This is a genomic window from Micromonospora sp. S-DT3-3-22 (genome assembly GCF_015354745.1).
Classification (GTDB): domain Bacteria; phylum Actinomycetota; class Actinomycetes; order Mycobacteriales; family Micromonosporaceae; genus Micromonospora; species Micromonospora wenchangensis.
The window spans coordinates 18,872-37,226 of record NZ_JACGMO010000072.1; the positions used below are offsets into that span (position 1 = coordinate 18,872).

At 74.5% G+C, this 18,355-nt stretch carries 10 protein-coding genes, 1 rRNA gene and 1 pseudogene; 5 read left to right on the forward strand and 7 right to left on the reverse strand.

Annotation, left to right across the window (positions count from 1 at the left end; translation table 11 throughout):
• Positions 1-7 precede the first annotated feature (7 nt).
• Complete coding sequence (locus H1A17_RS20490; protein ID WP_145922200.1) at positions 8-622, reverse strand: DUF6230 family protein; 615 nt, start codon at positions 620-622, stop codon at positions 8-10.
• Between the two features lie 363 nt (positions 623-985).
• Complete coding sequence (locus H1A17_RS20495; protein WP_145922201.1) at positions 986-2,146, reverse strand: DUF3068 domain-containing protein; 1,161 nt, start codon at positions 2,144-2,146, stop codon at positions 986-988.
• Between the two features lie 113 nt (positions 2,147-2,259).
• Between H1A17_RS20495 and H1A17_RS20500 the strand changes: the two genes are divergently transcribed.
• The gene (locus H1A17_RS20500) at positions 2,260-3,480 is read left to right on the forward strand and encodes an acyltransferase (protein ID WP_194822681.1); all 1,221 of its coding nucleotides are present in this window, start codon (positions 2,260-2,262) and stop codon (positions 3,478-3,480) included.
• On the opposite strand, the gene H1A17_RS20505 is transcribed toward H1A17_RS20500, so the two are convergent.
• Positions 3,375-7,631, reverse strand: a complete 4,257-nt coding sequence (locus H1A17_RS20505; RefSeq protein ID WP_194822682.1) for an alpha-(1->3)-arabinofuranosyltransferase — start codon at positions 7,629-7,631, stop codon at positions 3,375-3,377. The genes H1A17_RS20500 and H1A17_RS20505 overlap by 106 nt on opposite strands.
• Positions 7,632-7,803: 172 nt before the next feature.
• Here H1A17_RS20505 and H1A17_RS20510 point away from each other — a divergent pair.
• Positions 7,804-8,949 (forward strand): annotated as a pseudogene (locus tag H1A17_RS20510) (glycosyltransferase family 4 protein); the annotation flags it as partial.
• Between the two features lie 131 nt (positions 8,950-9,080).
• Here the strand turns inward: H1A17_RS20510 and H1A17_RS20515 are convergent.
• Together H1A17_RS20515 and H1A17_RS20520 are read right to left on the reverse strand one after the other, a co-directional pair.
• Positions 9,081-9,275: a hypothetical protein gene (locus H1A17_RS20515; protein WP_145922205.1), complete on the reverse strand. Its 195-nt coding sequence runs from the start codon at positions 9,273-9,275 to the stop codon at positions 9,081-9,083.
• Positions 9,276-9,402: 127 nt separating this feature from the next.
• Entirely contained in the window at positions 9,403-10,908 is a 1,506-nt protein-coding gene (locus H1A17_RS20520) for a hypothetical protein (RefSeq protein ID WP_145922206.1), read from the reverse strand.
• Positions 10,909-11,106: 198 nt separating this feature from the next.
• Between H1A17_RS20520 and H1A17_RS20525 the strand changes: the two genes are divergently transcribed.
• From H1A17_RS20525 to H1A17_RS20535, 3 genes are all read left to right on the forward strand, one after another.
• Positions 11,107-12,414 carry a polysaccharide biosynthesis protein gene (locus H1A17_RS20525; protein ID WP_145922207.1) on the forward strand — a complete coding sequence of 436 codons (1,308 nt, stop codon included), beginning with the start codon at positions 11,107-11,109 and terminating at the stop codon, positions 12,412-12,414.
• Complete coding sequence (locus tag H1A17_RS20530) at positions 12,404-14,944, forward strand: DUF5005 domain-containing protein (RefSeq protein WP_194822683.1); 2,541 nt, start codon at positions 12,404-12,406, stop codon at positions 14,942-14,944. Before H1A17_RS20525 ends, H1A17_RS20530 begins: the two co-directional genes overlap by 11 nt.
• 212 nt (positions 14,945-15,156) lie before the next feature.
• Positions 15,157-16,977 carry a VanW family protein gene (locus H1A17_RS20535; protein ID WP_168222584.1) on the forward strand — a complete coding sequence of 607 codons (1,821 nt, stop codon included), beginning with the start codon at positions 15,157-15,159 and terminating at the stop codon, positions 16,975-16,977.
• Between the two features lie 201 nt (positions 16,978-17,178).
• Here H1A17_RS20535 and H1A17_RS20540 read toward each other — a convergent pair whose 3' ends face one another.
• Both H1A17_RS20540 and rrf read right to left on the reverse strand, forming a co-directional pair.
• Positions 17,179-17,805 (reverse strand): NADPH-dependent F420 reductase, encoded by a 627-nt coding sequence (locus H1A17_RS20540; RefSeq protein WP_145922209.1) that lies wholly within the window; start codon positions 17,803-17,805, stop codon positions 17,179-17,181.
• Between the two features lie 440 nt (positions 17,806-18,245).
• Positions 18,246-18,355: ribosomal RNA gene (gene rrf, locus H1A17_RS20545) — 5S ribosomal RNA — on the reverse strand; the annotation flags it as partial.

Genomic DNA, 18,355 nt, shown 5'->3' on the forward strand with positions numbered 1-18,355 from the left:
GTACGGCTCACTCGTCCGCGAAGCACTCCTTGCCCTTGGCGGCGTCGCCGACGTTCACCTTGAGCCGCAGGCCGGTCAGGTTGAAGGTGGCCGCCGTGGTGTAGCGGGACACCTGCCGCAGGTCGGTGATGGTGACGTGCTGGGCGTCCTGGCCGAACGAGCCTGCCTGTGCCGACGCGTTGAGGTCGGTGGCGTCCCGGCCGATGCGGATGTTGGTGAAGGTGGCGTTGCCGCCCAGGCTGTCCATCGCGATCATCATGTTCTTGGCGGTGGCCGGCTTGTCGTCACCGGCGTTGATGGTCAGCACCACCGGCAGGCCGGGCAGGTCGGCGCGGACGGACTGGCAGAGCTTGTAGAGCTGGGCGCTGCTGATCTCGGAGAGGGCGACCGGGTGGACCTTGCCGTTCTTCTCCTTGACGATGCCGCCGTACTGGGTGAAGCCGTCGCCCTCCAGGCGTTCGGCACCGATCTTGAAGGTCTGCCCGGAGACGGTGATGTCGGAGGCGATGGCCCCGCTCTGCATGCCGAACAGGATGGCGCCCACGGCGGCCGTCGTGGGCACCATCATCGCGGCGAAGCGCCGCCACCGGGTACGCCCCGGCTCGTCGGTCCGATTCTGCACGGATTCCTCCTCAGGCTGGTGCCGGTCGTGGGAGCCGGTCGGGCCGCCGACCGGGCCGGAAGATCTGTTACCGACGGGTAACGAATGTGCGCCTGATGGTGCACCCGCTGAGGCGTGGCTCACAAGACCCCACCTACCGACCGGTAACCGTCGATCGCCGGGAGCGGTCGCCGCACTCACGCTGGGTACAACCGACCTCCCGCCGCCGACCGGATAGATAGCGTCAAATCCGGCGCCACCCCTCACGCTGAGCTGACAAACCATCGACGGGTTACGATTTCGTAACGGACGCGGACGGTCACCGGGCGGACGCGGAGGGCGGGCCGGGAGACCCGACCCGCCCTGGTGTGCCGACGTACGTGGTCAGCGCGAGCCGGACTCGCCCCGCCAGTTCGTCGACGCGGGCGGGATCTCGTCGGTCAGCGGGCCACCCGACCGCCCGACGGTCGCCGGCTCGGCCCTCCCCTCACGGGTCGGGACGTCGGCCGCCGCAGCCGCACCGGCCGCCCCCGGGCCGCCGGCCGGCACGGCACGCCGCCCGGCGACGACCAGCCAGAGCCCCAGCAGCAGCACCAGGCCACCGAAGACGGCCAGCCCGACCGGCAGGGTACGGCCGATCAACTGGAGCTTGTCCCGGGTCGCGCCCGCCGACTTCACGCTGTTGGCGATGGTCGCCTCGTCGTAGACGAAGTCCGCGTCCAGCAGGGTCACCGGGCTGCCCTGGTTCGGCACGAAGTTCTTCCGCTGCTGCTCACGCACCTTGACGAAGTTGCCGCTGACCGGCTCGATCCAGATCGTCCGGGTGTTGCTGTAGGTGACCTTGCCGGTGGTCGCCCCCGGAGCCAGCGCACCGGCCAACGCGGTCAGCGAACCCGCCGGGGTGACCAGGTCGGTCTCCGGGATCTGCTGCACGTACCGGTACGCCTCGGTGCCGTCGACCTGCTCGGTGCCGTCGAACGCGATCGGCAGCCCCCGGCGCAGGTCCCGGTCGAAGAAGGTGTAGTCCCGCCGCTCGGCGCGGAACGGGAACTTGTAGGTCTGCCCGGCGAAGGTCACCGAGTCGTCGGTGCCGCTCGGGCCGTCGGTGTCCAGGTACTGCTTGTCCCAGTCCCGGGCGGCGGCACTGACCCGGTCCAGGGCGAATTCGGCCGCGTACTTGCTGACGTCGGAGCCGTTGTCGGTCCGCACGACGGTGCCGTAGACGTCCCAGACGACCGCCTCGCCCTTGAGGTCGCCGGTCATCTCCTTCTCGGTCGTCGCCGCCTGCGGCACCACCTCGGTGGTGGCCTTGAGCTGCCCGGTCTGGATCGTCGGCTTCCCGTCGAGCACCTGCATGTAGGTGGCGTTGTCGGCGACCGCGACGCTCGCCCGCAGGCAGCCGTCCGGCTTGCCGTCCGCGTTGCAGAACGTCAGGTCGTACGGCAGCTTCGTCACCGACGGCGCCACGTAGTACGCCGTTCCCGCGGCGACCGCGAGCGACAGCACGCCGATGCCGAACAACGCGGCACCCAGGCGAGTCTTCACTGGTCCTCCCCTAACAAAGACGGTCAGCCGGTTACCGGCGGAAGATCGAGGATGTAAAACTTGGCCGCACGTTACTCCCGAGTCACATAGCCCCGCGACCCTCTGGACGGTTGATGTCTGCCCCGATTCCCGATCAGGTCCTGCGGCGGCTGACCGCCCTCGACGCCGTCCGGGTGATCGGGGCGCTCGCCGTGGTGGGGCACCACGTCGGTTTCGCCACCGGGCGCAACACCGGCGACGCCGCCGTCGGGGCCTGGCTGTCCCGGCTGGACGTGGGGGTCGCCGTCTTCTTCGTCCTCTCCGGTTTCCTGCTGTTCCGGCCGTACGCGCACGCCCGGGCGACGGGTCAGCTACCCCCGGGCACCGGCCGGTACCTGTGGCGGCGGGCCACCCGCATCCTGCCCGCCTACTGGGTGGCGGTGGTGGTCTGCCTGCTGGTGCTGCCGCAGAACCGGCCGGCGTCGACAGGTGACTGGCTGCGGCACCTCACCCTGACCCAGATCTACCAGCACGGGCAGCTGCGGCACGGGCTCAGCCAGACCTGGAGCCTGGCCACCGAGGTCACGTTCTACCTGCTGCTGCCGGTGCTGGCGGTCCTCCTGCTCGGCCGGCGGCGGCCGGTGCCGACCCCGGCACGGCAGGCCCACCCGGACGGGGTGCTGCGGATCGCGCTGGCCGCGACGGTGGTGACCGGTGGCTGGGTGGCGTTGATGGGGTCGGGCGTGCTCAGCCTCGGCCTGCACACCATGTGGCTGCCCTCGTACGCCGGCTGGTTCGGGGCCGGGATGGCCCTGGCCGGCGCGCACGTCGCGCTGCGCACCGGGCGGGGCGGGCGCTGGCGCTGGCTGGACGACCTGGGCCGGGCCCCGCTGGCCTGCTGGGCGATCGCCCTGGGCGCGCTGGCCGTCGCCACCACCCCGGTCACCGGCCCCCGGGACCTGGCCGAGCCGACCGCCGGCCAGTTCGCCACCAAGCTGGTGCTCTACCTGGTCGTCGCGGTGCTGCTGATCGTGCCGGTGGCGTTCGGGCCGCAGACCCGCACCAAGGGCGTCTTCGACAGCATCGTCGGCCGGTGGCTGGGCCGGGTGTCGTACGGGCTGTTCCTCTGGCACCCGTTCGTGCTGGAGGGGATCTACCTGCTCGACGGCCGGCCGGAGTTCACCGGTGACCCGCTCGGCACGTTCACCCTCACCGTGGCCGGTGGGCTGGTCCTCGCGGCGGTCAGCTACTACGCGGTCGAACGCCCCTTCCAACGCTGGGGTGGCCGGTGGCCGCGTCGACGCAGCACCAACGACAGCCAGAGCAGGGTGGCGGTGGCGACCGCGGCCAGCTGAGGCGGCCAGGCGGTGTGCCCACCCCGGGTCGCCGCCCACCAGCCGGCCACCACGAAACACGCCACCGGCAGCCAGCGCACGGTGGCCCGGCGCAGCCGGTGCATGCCCCGCCGGTCCGGCGGGTGCAGATGCGGTTCCAACGCCCGCCCGGCCAGCACCACGGCCACCACCGCCAGCGCCACCCCGACCGCCGCCGGCCCGCCGAACAGCAGCAACGCCCCGCCGCCGACGAGCGCGGCGAGCACCCGTCCGCGCCGCCGTCGCACCACCACCGCCCCCGGGGTACGCCGCGGCGGCAGCACCGCCAGCAGGGCGACCCCGGCCAGCAGCACCGCACCGGCCCCGAGCGCCAGCACGTACCCCCGGTCGGGGGCGAACCGTAGCGTCACCGCACCGGCCACGTCGGCCGGGACGAGCCAGCCCTGCTGCCAGCCGTCCACCACGAACGGGGTGAGCGTCCGGCCGCCGGCGGTGGCCACCCAGCCGGCGTTGGCGTTCTCCCGCAGCGCCAGCACCCGCGGGCCGGGATAGCTCTCCAGGCGCAGCACCCGGCGGGTGGCCGTCCACTCGTCGACCCGCAGCACCGTCCGGGTCGCCCCGGGTTGCCTCGGTCCAGCGGTCGCGTCGCCGGCCCCGGTGCCGGCCGTGCCGCTCGTACCGGTGCCGGCCGCGGTGCCACCGGCCGGCACCGCCGGGGCCGACGCACCGCCCGTCGGGGTGAGGGCGAGCCGGGTCGGTACGGTCAGCCGGGTCCCCGCCGCCACCACCCGGTTCTCCCCGGCGGCCAGCCGCAGCGGCGTCTTCGCGGCCGGACCGCAGAGCACGGCCGGCACCTCGCGCAGTTCCAGCAGGTCCCGCCGGCTGGCGACCAGCGCGGTGCGGCGTTGCCCACCGGCCACGGTCACGGTGGGGCCGGTGCCGCAGGGCAGGGTCACCCGCTTCGCGGCGTCCACTCCGGTGGCCGGGCCGTCCGGCAGCACGGTCAGCTCACCCACCCCCACCGGCAGGTCCTGCGTCACCCGCCGGTACGGGTCGTACGACGCCACCGGCACCACGTCGGCGATCAGCACGGTCAGGTCGTCGCTGCGCATCGGCCGGTCGAACAGCAGCGTGCCGCCCTCGTCGAGCACCCCGCCGCGCATCCCCTCGTCGCCGAGCACGGTGACCCGCCAGGGGCGGGCCGCCGCCGCACCGGGCGGCAGGGTGATCCGCAACCCGGTGACGGTACGCGCCTTCGGCCAGGTCAACCGCAGCCACGGTTGCCGGTCGGCGTCGGCGGCGTACCAGATGGTCGCGGGGTTCCCGTCGACCACCGCGCCGGGACGGGCGGCCGGGTGGGACACGCCGACGGTCGAGGCGGCCACGGTCGGGGTGACCCCGGTGGTGACCGCCGCCGCCCCACCGGGGTCGAGCAGTGCGTTGAGCGCCCCGCCGGGGCGGGGCCGGGCCCACAGCCCGGCCCGGTAGTCCGCGCCGACGGGCAACCGCACGGTGCGGTCGATCCGGTCGCTGTCCTCGGAGGCGCGGGCCATCGCCCCGGCGCAGATCGGCCGGCCCTCGTCGAAGACGCACGCCGGGGTGGCCGGGGCGGCGCCGAACACCATCGCGGCCGGCCGGTCGGTGGCCGGTGGGGCCGGCACCACCAGGGTCCGGGCGGCCTCGACACCGGGGATGACGAGTTCGGCGATGCCCACCCCGCCGAAGCCGGCCCGCACGTCGAAGACCTCCTCGACGGTGACCCGGACGAACCGGGTGGGGTAGCCGTCGGGCAGGGTCACCGCGACGGTCTGCCCGGCGGTCTGCACGGTGGCCTGCTGCCGGCCGGCGGTCACGGTGATCCTGGTGGGCAGCGAGTCGGCCCCGGTGTCGAAGGTGATCCGCAGCTGCCGGACGACCTGCGGCCGGTCCAGTTCCACCTCGAACCACTGCCCCGGCGCGCGGGTCCCCGGCGCGGACCGCCACGACGTGCTCAGGTCACCGTCGACCGCCGCGTACGGCTGGTGTTCGGGGCGGCCACCGCCCAGCGGCTGTGCCTGCGCCCACGAACTGGACGCGGACACCCCGCCGATGCCGAGGTACCGCACCACCGTGGACTCCCCGTCGGCCCACTCCGGCAGGTAGTCCCGGGCCGGGGCGTCGAGCTGGGGGCGGTCCCGGGCGGTCAGGGTGGCCGAGGCGTTGTCGTGCTGCTGCCCGAAGGCCACCTCCCGGCGACGCAACCCGTCGGTGAGCGTCACCGACGACGCGTCCAGCCCGGCCGGGCGGTCCCCGGCGAGCACGGTCGGCGCGGCGGAGAGCCGGCCGGCGGCCGCCAGCGGCAGCAGCGACTCGGGGCCGCCGACGACCGTGGTCAGGTCGGCGGCGTCGTACGCGACGACCTGGTCGACGTCGCGGCGGACCTCGTACACCTCCAGGGCCCGGACCGCGACGTCCAGTCCCCGGTCGACGACGTTGCCGGGCAACCGGCCCCCGCCGACCTCGGGCCCGAACCCGCGCACCGGCCGGATGCCGGGGGAACGCAGCAGCGCCTGCCGGGCCACCACCGGCCGGACGGCCCCGCTGTGGCCGTAGTCGAGGTCGGAGCGGAGCAGCAGGTACTTCACCCCGGAGCGGGCGAGCAGGTCGGCGAGGCCGGCGGAGCCCTGCCCGTCGGCCAGTGCCGACTCGACGGTGTCCAGCAGCCGGATCGTGCCGGGCGGGGTGAGCGGCACCGAGCTGCGCACCGCCCACGGCCGGTCGGACAACGGCTGGGTGATCTCGTCGCTGGGGCTGCCCCACAGGTAGCGGGGGAACCGGGCGGCGGGCACCACCAGCACCCGGTCGTCACCGACGGCCCGGTCGAGCCAGTCCGACGCCTCCCGCCAGTAGCCGGGCACCCCGGCGAAGCTGCCCGGGGCGGCCAGCCCCCCACCGAGCGCGGGCGTGGCCACCGCGGCGACCGCGACCAGGGCGGTGCCGGTGACCAGGCCGGCGCGCAGCCGGACCGGTTGCAGCGCCCGGGGCAGCACGGCGGCCAGGTCGGGCCGGTCGCCCGTCCGGGCTGCCCGCAGCACCAGCCCGACCAGGTGGGCCAGGCCGAGGATGAGCGGCAGCCGGAGCACCACGTCGAACTTGTGCACGTTGCGCAGGGGCGCGCCGGCCGCGTCGAGGAACGTGCGCTGGGTCTGCGCGCCGAACCCGTCGAGCTGGCCGAGGTGGCCCAGCCCGACCAGGGCAAGCCCGACCAGCAGGCCGGTGACCAGGAACCGCCGGTGCGGCATGCCCCGGCGGGCCAGCCCGGCGATGCCCAGCCCGGCCACCACCAGGGTGGCGACGACCAGGGGACGTTCGGTGGCGAGCCGCCAGCCCGCCGTCCACGGCGGCCCGTACGCGCCGGTGAGGTAGGCGTGCCAGTGCGAGGCGCCGCGCAGCACGGTGGTGGCGTCGGTGGGGGTGGTGGTCACCGGCGCGGTCTCGATGTAGTCGAGGAACGGCGGGCTGTACCGGCCGAGCAGCAGCAGCGGCACCAGCCACCAGGCGGTCGCCGCGCCCACCGCGAGTCCCCAGGCGGCCAGTGCCCTGACCCGGAGCCGGAACGGGTGCAGGCCGAGCAGCCAGAGCGCGGCCAGCGGCACCACGGCCAGTACGGCGGTGGCGTTGACCCCGCCGGCGCAGGCCACCACCAGGGCCGACCGGGTGACCGCCCGACGCAGCGGCACCCCGTCGGCCAGGCCGACCAGCGGGACGAGCACCCACGGGGCGAGCGCGCTGGGCCACGCCTCCACCGAGATCGGGCCGAGTTCGGTGAGCAGCCGGGGGGAGAGCGCGAAGGCGGCACCGGCGAGCAGCCGGGCCCACGGGGTACCGACGTGCAGCCGTTCGGCGAGCCGGACGACGCCGACGCAGGCCACCGTCAGCAGCAGCGCCCACCACAACCGCTGCACCACCCATGCCGGTACGGCGAGCAGCTTGCCGAGCAGGAAGAACGGTCCCATCGGCCACAGGTAGCCGTACGCCTGATTCTGCAACTGCCCGAAGGTGCCGTCCGGGTCCCAGACGTGCAGGGCCCGGGTCAGCCATCCGGCCGGATCGATGGCCAGGTCGACCTTGGTGTCGATGGCGATCAGGCCGGGGTCCTGGAGGAACGCCAGTGCCGACAAAGCCAGACACACCGCCACCAAGCGCACACGCCACACCGTCCTCGATGTGTCGTCCGGCCTCTCGGCCGCCCCCGGACGGCCCGGCGACTGCTGCATCTCGCCTCCGATCGGGCATTGCGACGTGCGTGACGCAGCCCATAGTGTGACGCGACCGCGAAGACTACTCGGCAGTAGGAGTTGAGTGTTGGACGCACCCGCTGCCGCCACCACCAGGCACGTTCTGTTCCTCAACTGGCGGGACACCCGCAACCCGGAGGGCGGCGGATCGGAGGTCTACGTCGAGCGGATCGCCGGCGAACTGGTCCGCCGGGGCCACCGGGCCACCCTGTTCTGCGCCACCCACCCCGCCGGTCCCGGCGAGGAGACCACCCCGGACGGCGTACGCGTGCTGCGGCGCGGCGGCCGGCACACCGTCTACCTGCGTGCCGCGCTGGCGTACCTGGCCGGAGCGCTCGGGTTCGGCCCGCTGAGCCGCCGCCACGGCGGCCGCCCCGACCTGATCGTCGACGTCGGCAACGGGCTGCCCTTCCTCTCCGCCCTCTACGCCCGCCGGCCGGTCATCGCGCTGGTGCACCACGTACACCGGGAGCAGTGGCCGGTGGTGCTCGGCCCCGGGCTGGCCCGGTTCGGCTGGTGGGTGGAGTCCTGGCTCGCCCCCCGGGTCTACCGCCGCTGCCGGTACGTCACCGTCTCCGCCGCCACCCGCGACGAGCTGGCCACCCTCGGCATCGACCCGGCCCGGGTCGACATCGTGCACAACGGCACCCCGGACATGACCGTCGGCCCGGTGCCCCGCTCGGCGGAACCCTCACTGGTGGTGCTCGGCCGGCTCGTCCCGCACAAGCAGGTCGAGGTGGCGCTGGGCACCCTCGCCGCGCTCGGCGACGAACTGCCCGGCCTGACCCTGACCGTGGCCGGGCAGGGCTGGTGGGAGGCGCAACTGCGGCACACCACCGCCGAGCTGGGCCTCACCGACCGGGTCCGGTTCACCGGTTTCGTCTCCGACGCCGACAAGCGGCACCTGCTCGCCTCGGCCTGGGTGGCGCTCACCCCGTCGCTCAAGGAGGGCTGGGGGCTCACCATCGTCGAGGCCGGCGCGGTCGGCACCCCGACGGTCGCGTTCCGGGGCGCCGGTGGGGTCGAGGAATCCCTGGTCGACGGCGAGACCGGCCTGCTCGCCGAGGACGTCGACGACTTCGTGGCCAAGGTGCGCCGGCTGCTGACCGACGACGACTACCGGGCCACCATGGGCGCGGCGGCCCGCGCCCACGCCGCCCGGTTCACCTGGCCGGTCTCGGGCGAAAAATTCGCGGCCCTCGTGACGAGGGCCGCGAACGGTCCGGCGGGCACGCCGGTCGGGCGGTCGGGGCCGGCGGACGCACCGGCGGAACGGTCGGAGCAGACGGAACGGTCGGGGTCGACGGTGCCGGCAGGTTCACCGGTCGGGCAGGTGGAGCAGTCCTACCTGGTGCCGTAGACCAGCGGCTGGTTGGCACCACCGTTGCCGCCGCCGGACTCGGTGCGGGCAGCCTGCTCGGCCTTCGCCGCCTCGGCCGCCGACGTGCCGGTCAGGCTGGTGGCCAACGCCACCGTGCCGAAGGCACCCAGAGCGATCGCGGCCACCGCGACCAGAACCAACGAGAGAGCACTGCGCATGGTGCTGTCTTCCTCCTCGTGAGCTGCGTGCGCGGGACGTTACCACCAAGTAGCCAACGCCGGGAGGGCCGCGCGGACGATCAACCACCGGCCCGGCGGACGGGCGACGCACCCGGCAACCGCCCGGTCACCGACCGGCCGGATTCTCGTACAGGGTCAGGTCCGTCCCGGCGTACACCTGGCGCAACCCGGCCAACGTCGCCGGATCCACCCGCGGGCCACCGACGGTCCGCTGCACCACCACCCACCGCACCCCGGTCGCAGCGACCGGACCACCGGCGGCGAGCACCCGGCCCACCTCGGCGGCACGCGGATTCTCCCCCCGCACCGCCGTCGGCCCCACCCACAGCGTGTCGTCCACCAGCACGTCGGCGTCCACGTAGCGGGGCAGCGGGTCCAGCACCGTCCGCCCGTCGTTCCACGGGTACGCCCGGTAGGCCCCGAACGGCAGCGACAACACCTCCCCCGACCGGCCGTCCAATTGCCGGGCCACCACGTCCCAGTCCGCCGGGTACGCCACCGGCCGCAGCCGACCCGCCACGCCGAACGCCAGATCGGGCAACACCACCACGGGCAGCAGCAGCACGGCGACGAGCACCGCACCGGCGCCACCGGACGCACCCCGGGCGGCCACCCGGTCGGCCAGCCGCTCCGCACCCAGCGCGGCGGCCAGCACCAGCAGCAGCGCGTACGGGATCAGGAACTTCTGCCCGTCCCGCAGCACCCCGGCCCCGGGCACCGTCGCCACCAGCCACCCCAGCCCGGCCGACCCGCCCGGCAGCACCCCGGCCACGGCGGCCAGGAACCCGGCCACCGCCAACCCGACGAGCCGGTCCGCCGCCCCGGCCGGCCACCGCCGGCGCAACTCCCGCAGGCCGTACCCCGCCAGCACCAGCAGGACCGCCGTCGCCAGCGGGGTCAACGGCGACGCGCGGCTCGCCGGGACGGTCTGCCCGTTCCAGATCCCCCCGGTGCCGGCCAACGCGCCGACCGCCCCGCTCCAGTTCTCCGCCCGCGCCGCGAACGCGGCCACCCCGGCCGGGTCGGTCCGGGCGTCCGCCGCACTGAACCCGGCGACCACCAGCCACGGCAGGTTCAACAGCAGCAACGCCCCGACGGCCAGCGCGGTCGTCCGGGCGGCACCCCGTCGGGCGACCAGCACGGCGACCGTGACCAGGGCGACCAGGCCACCCGTCGGGGTGACCACGGCCGGCAGCGCGACCAGCACCAACCGGCGCAGCCCACCCGGCCGGTGCACCCGGATCGCGGCGTCGACCAGCCAGGGCAGCGTCCCGTACGCCAGCAACAGCCCCCAGTGCCCGATCAGCAGCCGCTCCGCCAGGTACGGCGTCCAGGCGTAGCCGACCGCGGCGACGACCCGGACCACCGGCCGCCGGGCCGGCACCAGCCGACCCGCCCCGATCGCGGCGAGCAGCAGCACCCCGGCCAGCACCACCCGTTGCAGCAGCCACCCCGGCACCGCCTGACTGGCCAGCGAAACCAGCGCGTCCAACGGCACCGCCCGGGGCAGCGAGTCGACGGGCGCGACCAGTTCGGCCCGCCACGGCTGCCGGGGCACGAAGACCATGTCGTAGCCGAGCACGTACCCGGGCGCGGCCAGCGGGGCCAGCACCAGCACGGTGACGGCCAGCCCGGTGGCGACGAGGATCGACCTCTCCCGCAGGGGTTGACCTCCTCACTAGGCTGACCCGGCGACGGGCGACGGCGTGGCGACACTGTACTTGCGCTGTCGGCGGCGGGCGGAGCCGGCGACCCGGGCGATCACGGGCGGGCATCGGACCACCGGCGGAGCCGGCGACACGGAGCGGTGATGGGCACAGCAGCGGACCACCCGCACGACCGGCGACCCGGGATCGGGCCGGGCGACGCCACCGGGGAACGTACGGCCGGGATCGGCGTCGCCGGGGTGGCCGTCACCCTGGCCGGGGTCTTCGTCAACGGGCTCGCGTACGTGGTGCCGGTCCTCGGTGCCCGGCACCTCGCCCCGGCGGAGCTGAGCGCGCTGGCCACCCTGCTGGCGCTCGGCGCGATCGGCGGCGTGGCCGGCACCGGCCTGCAGATCGCGGTGGCCGTGCACCGGGCCCGGCACGGTCGGGCCGGCACCGCCCGCCCCACCCTGCTGACCGTGGCGGTGACCGCCGCGCTGCTGGCCGTGACGTTGCCGGTCGCCGCCGGCACGCTCCGGCTGACCGGCCCGGCGGTGCTGCTGCTCGGGGTGCTGACCGTGGCGGTGGTGGCCGCCGGCCGGTGGCTGGGCGAACTCCAGGGTGACCAGCGCTTCCTGCGGCTGGCCGGCGGGATGGCGTTGCTCGCCGCCGGGCGGTACGGCGGGATGGTCGCCGGGCTGGCGCTCGGTGGCGGATTGACCGGCGCGCTGCTGGCCGGAGCGGTCACCTCCGTGCTGGTGCTGGCGCTGCTGGTCCGGCTCAACCGGGGGGCCGGCCTCGACCCGGTCGCCCCGACCCTGGCCACCCGGACGGTGCTCACCGCCAGCGGGGCGACCCTGGCGATGCTCGTCGTGTCGTACGCCGACCTGCTGCTGGCCCGACGGTTCCTACCCCCGGACGCCTCCGGCACGTACGCGGTCGGCACGGTGCTCACCAAGGGCGCGTTGTGGGCCCCCCAGGTGGTGACGGTGATCGCGCTGCCCCGGCTGGCCCGGGGCGACCGGGGCACCCTGCGGACCGCGCTGCTGCTGGTCGGGGCGGCCGGGGCGGCACTGGTGCTCGCCGCGACGCTGGCCGGCGGCCTGGCCTTCGGGTTGGCCGGCGGCCCGGAGTACACCCGCCACGGCGGTCTCGCACCCCTCTTCGCCGCCACCGGGGCGCTGTACGCGCTGGTCTTCGTGCTGATCAACGCCCGGGTCGCGGCGGCGGCCCGGTGGCCCTCGGCACCACTGTGGATCTCCACGGCGGGTTTCCTGGTCGCGACCGCCACGGTGGTGCCGCACACCGTCGCCGGGATCGCCGGTGCCGCCCTGGCCACGGCGGCGGTCACCGCCGTCGTCACCGGCGTGCTGACGATCCGCCGCAACCCGGACGCACCGGCCACGTCCACCCGGCCGACGGCTACCGCCCCCACCGTCGGTCGTGACACCCTACGGGTCGGTGACCAGTAGACGGGGGTTTCTGGTGGCGGTGGTCGACGTGGGCCGGGACGGTACCGGTGCCCGCCGGCCGGCCCGCTGGCTGCTCGCCGTCTGGCTGGTCGGGCTGCTCGCCGCCGTACCCACCGCGACGCCGCACCCGGCCCGACCCGACGGCGGGACGGCCGCCGCCCGACTGACCGCCGCCTTCGACGACTACGGCGACACCTCCGGCCGGTGGAACGGCGCCGACCGGACCGCGTCGGTACGACTGCCCGACGGCCGGCTGCTCTGGCTGTTCTCCGACACCTTCCTCGGCCCGGTGCACCCCGACGGCTCCCGCCCCCGCACCGCGCCGTTCGTGCACAACTCGGCCGTCGTGCAGCAGGGCGACCAGCTCACCGCGACGCTGCACGGCGGCACCGCCGACGACCCGCGCGACCTGGTCCCCGCGACGACGCCCGACGAGTTCTCCTGGGTCGGCGACGCCACCGTCTCCGGCGACACCCTCCAGGTGCTGGTCCACCGCTACCGGCGTACCGGTGTCAGCCCGCTGGACCACGCCCTGCTCGGCACCGCCCTGGCCACGTTCGCGCTGCCCGCGCTCACCCCCACCGGGGTCCGCCCGCTGCCCCTGGCGGCCCGGGTCTCCTGGGGCTCCGAGCTGCTCCGCGACGGCGACCACACCTACGTGTACGGCACCGAGGCGGCCGGCGAGGCGAAGTTCGCCCACCTGGCCCGGGTGGCCGGCGACGACCTCACCGGCCGGTGGGAGTTCTGGACCGGCGACGGCTGGTCCCCCGACGACCGCGCCTCGACCCGGCTGCTCAGCGGCGTCGGCACCGCCTACGGGGTGCAGCGGGTCGACGGCCGGTACGTGCTGGTCACCCAGGAGAACAACCTGGTGTTCAGCGGCGACCTGGTGGCCTACTCGGCCGACGCCCCGACCGGCCCGTTCACCGGCCCCGACTACCTGCACCGGGCCCCCGAGACGGCCGCCGGCCACCTGGTCTACGACGTCGACCTGCACCCGGAACTGGCCCGTCCCGGCCGGCTGCTGTTCTCCTACAACGTCAACGACGTCGACGACGCCGTCACCTACGCCGACGCGGGCCTCTACCGGCCGCGTTTCGTCGAGGTGCCGTGGCCCCGCCGCCGCCCCGACCGGGCCGACCTGCCCCCGCCACCGGCGACGGTGACCGCCCGTCCGGGCGGCGCCGGCACCGCCGAGCTGGACTGGCCGCCGGTACGCGCCGACGACGAGCTGCGCTACCAGGTGCACCGGCGGGACGTCACCGCCGGCCAGACCCACTTCGTCCGGGTCGGCGAACCGGTCGGCGAGCCCCGCTTCACGGCCGACTTCCTGGTCAACGGGCACGACTACGAGTTCCGGGTGACCGCTGTGGGCCGGCGCGGCGAGGGCCCGCCCTCACCGGCCGGCCGGATCACCGCCACGGTGCCGCCCCCACCGCCGCCGGGCGGCCTGCGGGCGGCACCGGGCCGGGCCGGTGACGTCGCGTTGAGCTGGCAGCCGGTGCCCTTCGTCCAGCTCTACCGGGTGTACCGGCGCGACCTGGGCACCGGGGAGCGCGGCACGGTCGGCACCTTCACCGGCACCACCGCGACCGTCACGTTCCTGCGGCACGCGCACCGCTACGAGTTCACCGTGGTCGCGGTCGGCGGCGGCGGGGACAGCCCGCCCTCGGCCCCGGTCCGGGTCACCGCCCTGGTCACCGCGCCCGCGCCGCCATCGGGCCTGGTCGCCGCCGGCCAGCCCGACGGCACCGTCCGGCTGGCCTGGCGCACCCTCGGGCCGGGCGTCTCCTACCGGGTGTACCGGCGCGACCTGACCACCGGCACCCGGGAGTACGGCCCACCCGCCGTGGAGGCCACCGCCGGGCACCTCGCCCGGCACCTGGAGCACGGCCACGAGTACGAGTTCACCGTCAGCGCGGTGAACGGCGGAGGTGAGGGGACCCGGTCCACGCCGGTGCGGGCCGTCGCCCGGTTCACCGCACCCGCCGACGCCCCCCGGCAGCTCCGCGCCGAAGCCGGTGTCGGCAGCGTCGAGCTGACCTGGCTCTCGTCGGTGCCGGACGGCTGGCACCGGGTCCACCGGCGGGACGTCACCGCCGGGGAACGCGACTTCACCGCCGAGGAGATCCCCACCCGGGGCACCCGGGCCGTCGTGCCGGGGCTGCGCAACGGCCACGAGTACGAGTTCACGGTGGCCGCGACGAACCAGGCCGGCCAGGGCCCGCGCAGCACGCCGGTACGGGCCACCCCGCAGTTGCCGACCCCCACCGGTCTCGTCGTGACCGCCGTCGGTGCCGGTGAGGCCCGACTGACCTGGCAACCGGCCGGGCCGGGGTTCGCCTACCGGGTGCAGTGGCGCGACGTCACCGCCGGGGAGCAGTGGCGGGCCGACCCGTACCCGGTGCGGGACGCCCGGCACACCGCGGTGCTGCTGACCCGGGGGCACGACTACCGGTTCCGGGTCGCCGTGACCGACGGACGCGACGACGGACCACCGACCCCGGCCGTCGGCGTCCGGATCCGCTGACCACCGTCGGTCGACACCGGTCCCTGTGCCGCCGGCCACAGCCGGAGGGCGGCCCATCCGGACACCGTGCCACGAACGCCCATACACCGTGTGACCGGCCGCGACACGCGGCGGTGAGGATGGCCGGACGCACGCTGTCGGCTGGCCGTCCGGTTGGCTACCGTAGGTGTCCCTGGGGGCCCGCAACCCCCCACGTGGTACGTCCGATCGAGGTGGCTGTGACCCTGTACGGCGACAAACCGGTCTCCGACGACCGCCCCACGGTGCAGGTCACCGCGGTGAGCTGGCCGTCCGAGGACGAACCCCCACCGGCCGGTGGGGCCGCAGGTCCCGGTTCCGGGCCGGGGCCGTGGTGGCGGCGCGGCCGGGTGCTGCTGGCCAGCGGGGTGACAGCCGCGGTGCTGGCCGGGGTGGTCGGCGCGGGTGCCTGGGCGTACGCCGGGGACGTCCCACGCGGCACCAGCGTGCTCGGCACCGAGCTGGGTGGCCGCAGCCGGGCCGACGCGGCCAGGGAACTGCGGGCCGAGTTGGAGAAGCGGGCCGCCACGCTCGACGCGCCGCTGACCGTGGTGGTGGGCGAGAACCGGGCGGAGATCAAGCCCGCCGACGTCGGCCTGACGGTGGACGTGGACGCCACCGTCGCCGCCGCCACCGACGCGCAGGCGCACCCGGTGGACCGGCTGTTCGGTTCCCGGTCGGTCGACCCGGTGGTGACTGTCGACGCCGCCAAGCTGGACGCGGCGTTGCGGCAGATCCTCGGCAAGCAGGGTCGGGACATGACCCTGCCGGCGATCATCTTCACCGGCACCACCCCGAAGCCGGTCTACCCGAAGCCGAGCCTGACCCTGGACGCGGAGCAGTCCGCCCGGGTGGTCCGCGCGGGTTGGCTGGCCGGTCAGCCGGTGACGGTGCCGGTGGTGGAGAAGAACCCGGTGACCACCCGGGAGGAGGTGGACCGGATGATCGCCGAGCTGGCGAAGCCGGCTGTCGCCGCGCCGGTGACGATCACCTCCACCAAGGGGTCGGTGAGCGTCCCGCCGGCGGCGATCGCCCGCGCGTTGCGCTTCCCGGCCGACGACGAGGGGAAACTGACGCCGAAGGTCGACGTGAAGCGGCTCCGGTCGGCGCTGGGCAGCAAGCTGACCGCGATCGAGTCGACGCCCAAGGACGCCGGGCTGACCATCTCGGGCGGCAAGCCGAAGGTGGTGCCGGGCCGGGCCGGCCAGCAGCTCGACGCGGCGGCGCTGGGCCGGGACCTGCTGGCGGTACTGCCGAAGCCGGACGGCCGGACGGTCACCGGGCAGCTCAAGGAGGCCGAGCCGGAGCTGACCGAGGCGAAGCTGGCCGAGCTGGGCATCAAGGAGCGGGTCTCCACCTTCTCCACGAAGTTCCCCGGTGGGCTCTCCTCGCCGCGCAGCCAGAACATCATCCAGGCGGCGAAGGACGTGGACGGCACCATCGTCAAGCCGGGGGAGACGTTCTCGCTCAACGCGCACACCGGCGAGCGCGGCTACGGCCAGGGCTACCAGGACGCCCCGGTGATCGTCGGCGGCAAGCTGGTGCCCGGGGTGGGTGGCGGCGTCTCGCAGTTCACCACCACGCTGTTCAACGCCAGTTACTACGCCGGCCTGGAGGACGTCGAGCACAAGCCGCACTCGTTCTACTTCAGCCGCTACCCGGCGGTGATCGAGTCGACGATCTTCTGGCCGGACCTGGACTTCAAGTTCCGCAACAACACGCCGTACGGGGTCCTGATCGACACCGCGTACACCTCGAACACGATCACCGTGTCGATGTGGAGCACCAAGATCTACGACAGCGTGAAGACGGAATACAGCCCGCGCCGCAACATCACCTCGCCGAAGACGGTCCACCTGGAGCCCGGCCCGAAGTGCATCGCCGCCGCCGGCAGCATCGGCTTCACCCAGGACGCCTTCCGCGTGATCAAGAAGGACGGCAAGGTCGTCAAGCGGGAGAAGTTCAGCTGGACCTACGACCCCGAGCCCAACTTCGTCTGCGGTCCCAAACCCTGACCCACCCGGTCCCGCCCCGAGGGGTCGGGTCACCTGGTCCGGGCACGACCGAGCCCCGCCGGCTGATCGCCGGCGGGGCTCGATGTCTTCCCGGGTACGCGGAGCGTCTCGGATGTCCGGGCCTCCTCCGTCACCTGGTGCCTCTCGGCACACGGGCCGCTGTCCGGTGCCACCCGGCGGCGACCCGCCGACGCGACAGGGTCAGGGACGGGCCTCGGCGAGGCCCTGCCGGACGCCCTCGGCGTCCCGGTCGGTGCCGTACACGGGGGTGTCGGGCTGCTGCCGCCAGCTCTCGTCGAGGGTGCCCGCGTCGACCGGGTCGAAGCCGAGCGCGTCGACGAGCTGCATCACGAGCTGCTTGGCGTCGGCGTCGTCCCCGGCCACCGGCAGCGCGATCCGGTCACCGGCGTCGGCCGGCTTGCCGTGGTCCATCAGGTGCGCCGCCTGGATGTTGTTGAAGGTCTTCACCACCCGGGCGCCCTTGAGGTGGTCGGCGGTCCACCGGCTGGAGCTGAGGCTGCGGTCGAGCAGTTCGGCGATGTCGCCGTCGCGCTGCGGGTAGTAGTTGTTGGCGTCGACCACGATCTTGCCGTCGAACGGCTGCGCCGGCAGTCCGGGCACCGCGTACAGCGGGATCGCCATCACGACCAGTTCGGCGTCCTGGACGGCCTGCTCCACGGTGCCGGCCGTCGCGCCGCTCTCCCGGGCCAGCTCGGTGAGGCTCTCCGGCCCCCGCGAGTTGGCGACCGTCACGTCGTGCCCGAGGGCGCTCAGCCGCCGGGTGAGGGTGCCGCCGATGTGCCCCGAACCAATGATTCCGATCTTCATGACCACTCCTGCCTCCGCCGGTCCCGACGGTCAGTTCCGGTCGTACGGTCAGCAGGTACCCCGACGGGGCCGCTCCGATTGCTGACGAGGCGTGCACCACGTCACGTCGTCGCGGACCCGGGCGCGGGGCCCCGGGAGCCGGGTCCCGCATCGACGGTACGAGGTCACGGGCGTCGTCCGGGCCGATTCACCGAACGTCGGGTGGCCTGGACGGTGTACGTCGGCACGCTGCGACCGCCCACCTCGACGCCAGGATCATCTCGGCGTCGCCTGCCGTCGTCGCTCGCCCCGACATCGGCGAGGTTGCGGTTTCCCGTCCCGGCATTACCGCATTCGGGGCCCATCAGCCCCGACCCTAATTCGACAGACGTCCGGGATGTGTGGGTGGGTATAGCAGTCGAGGGCCGACCCGGATGGGGCGGCCCTCGACTGGAAAGGTTGTCCGGCGGTGTCCTACTCTCCCACACCCTCCCGAGTGCAGTACCATCGGCGCTGGAGGGCTTAGCTTCCGGGTTCGGAATGTGACCGGGCGTTTCCCCTCCGCCATGAC

Coding starts and splice junctions, on each gene's coding strand:
- H1A17_RS20525 (WP_145922207.1), top strand. CDS start 11,107: ATGGGCACAGCAGCGGACCACCCGCACGACCGGCGACCCGGGATCGGG.
- H1A17_RS20500 (WP_194822681.1), top strand. CDS start 2,260: ATGTCTGCCCCGATTCCCGATCAGGTCCTGCGGCGGCTGACCGCCCTC.
- H1A17_RS20515 (WP_145922205.1), bottom strand. CDS start 9,275: ATGCGCAGTGCTCTCTCGTTGGTTCTGGTCGCGGTGGCCGCGATCGCT.
- H1A17_RS20540 (WP_145922209.1), bottom strand. CDS start 17,805: ATGAAGATCGGAATCATTGGTTCGGGGCACATCGGCGGCACCCTCACC.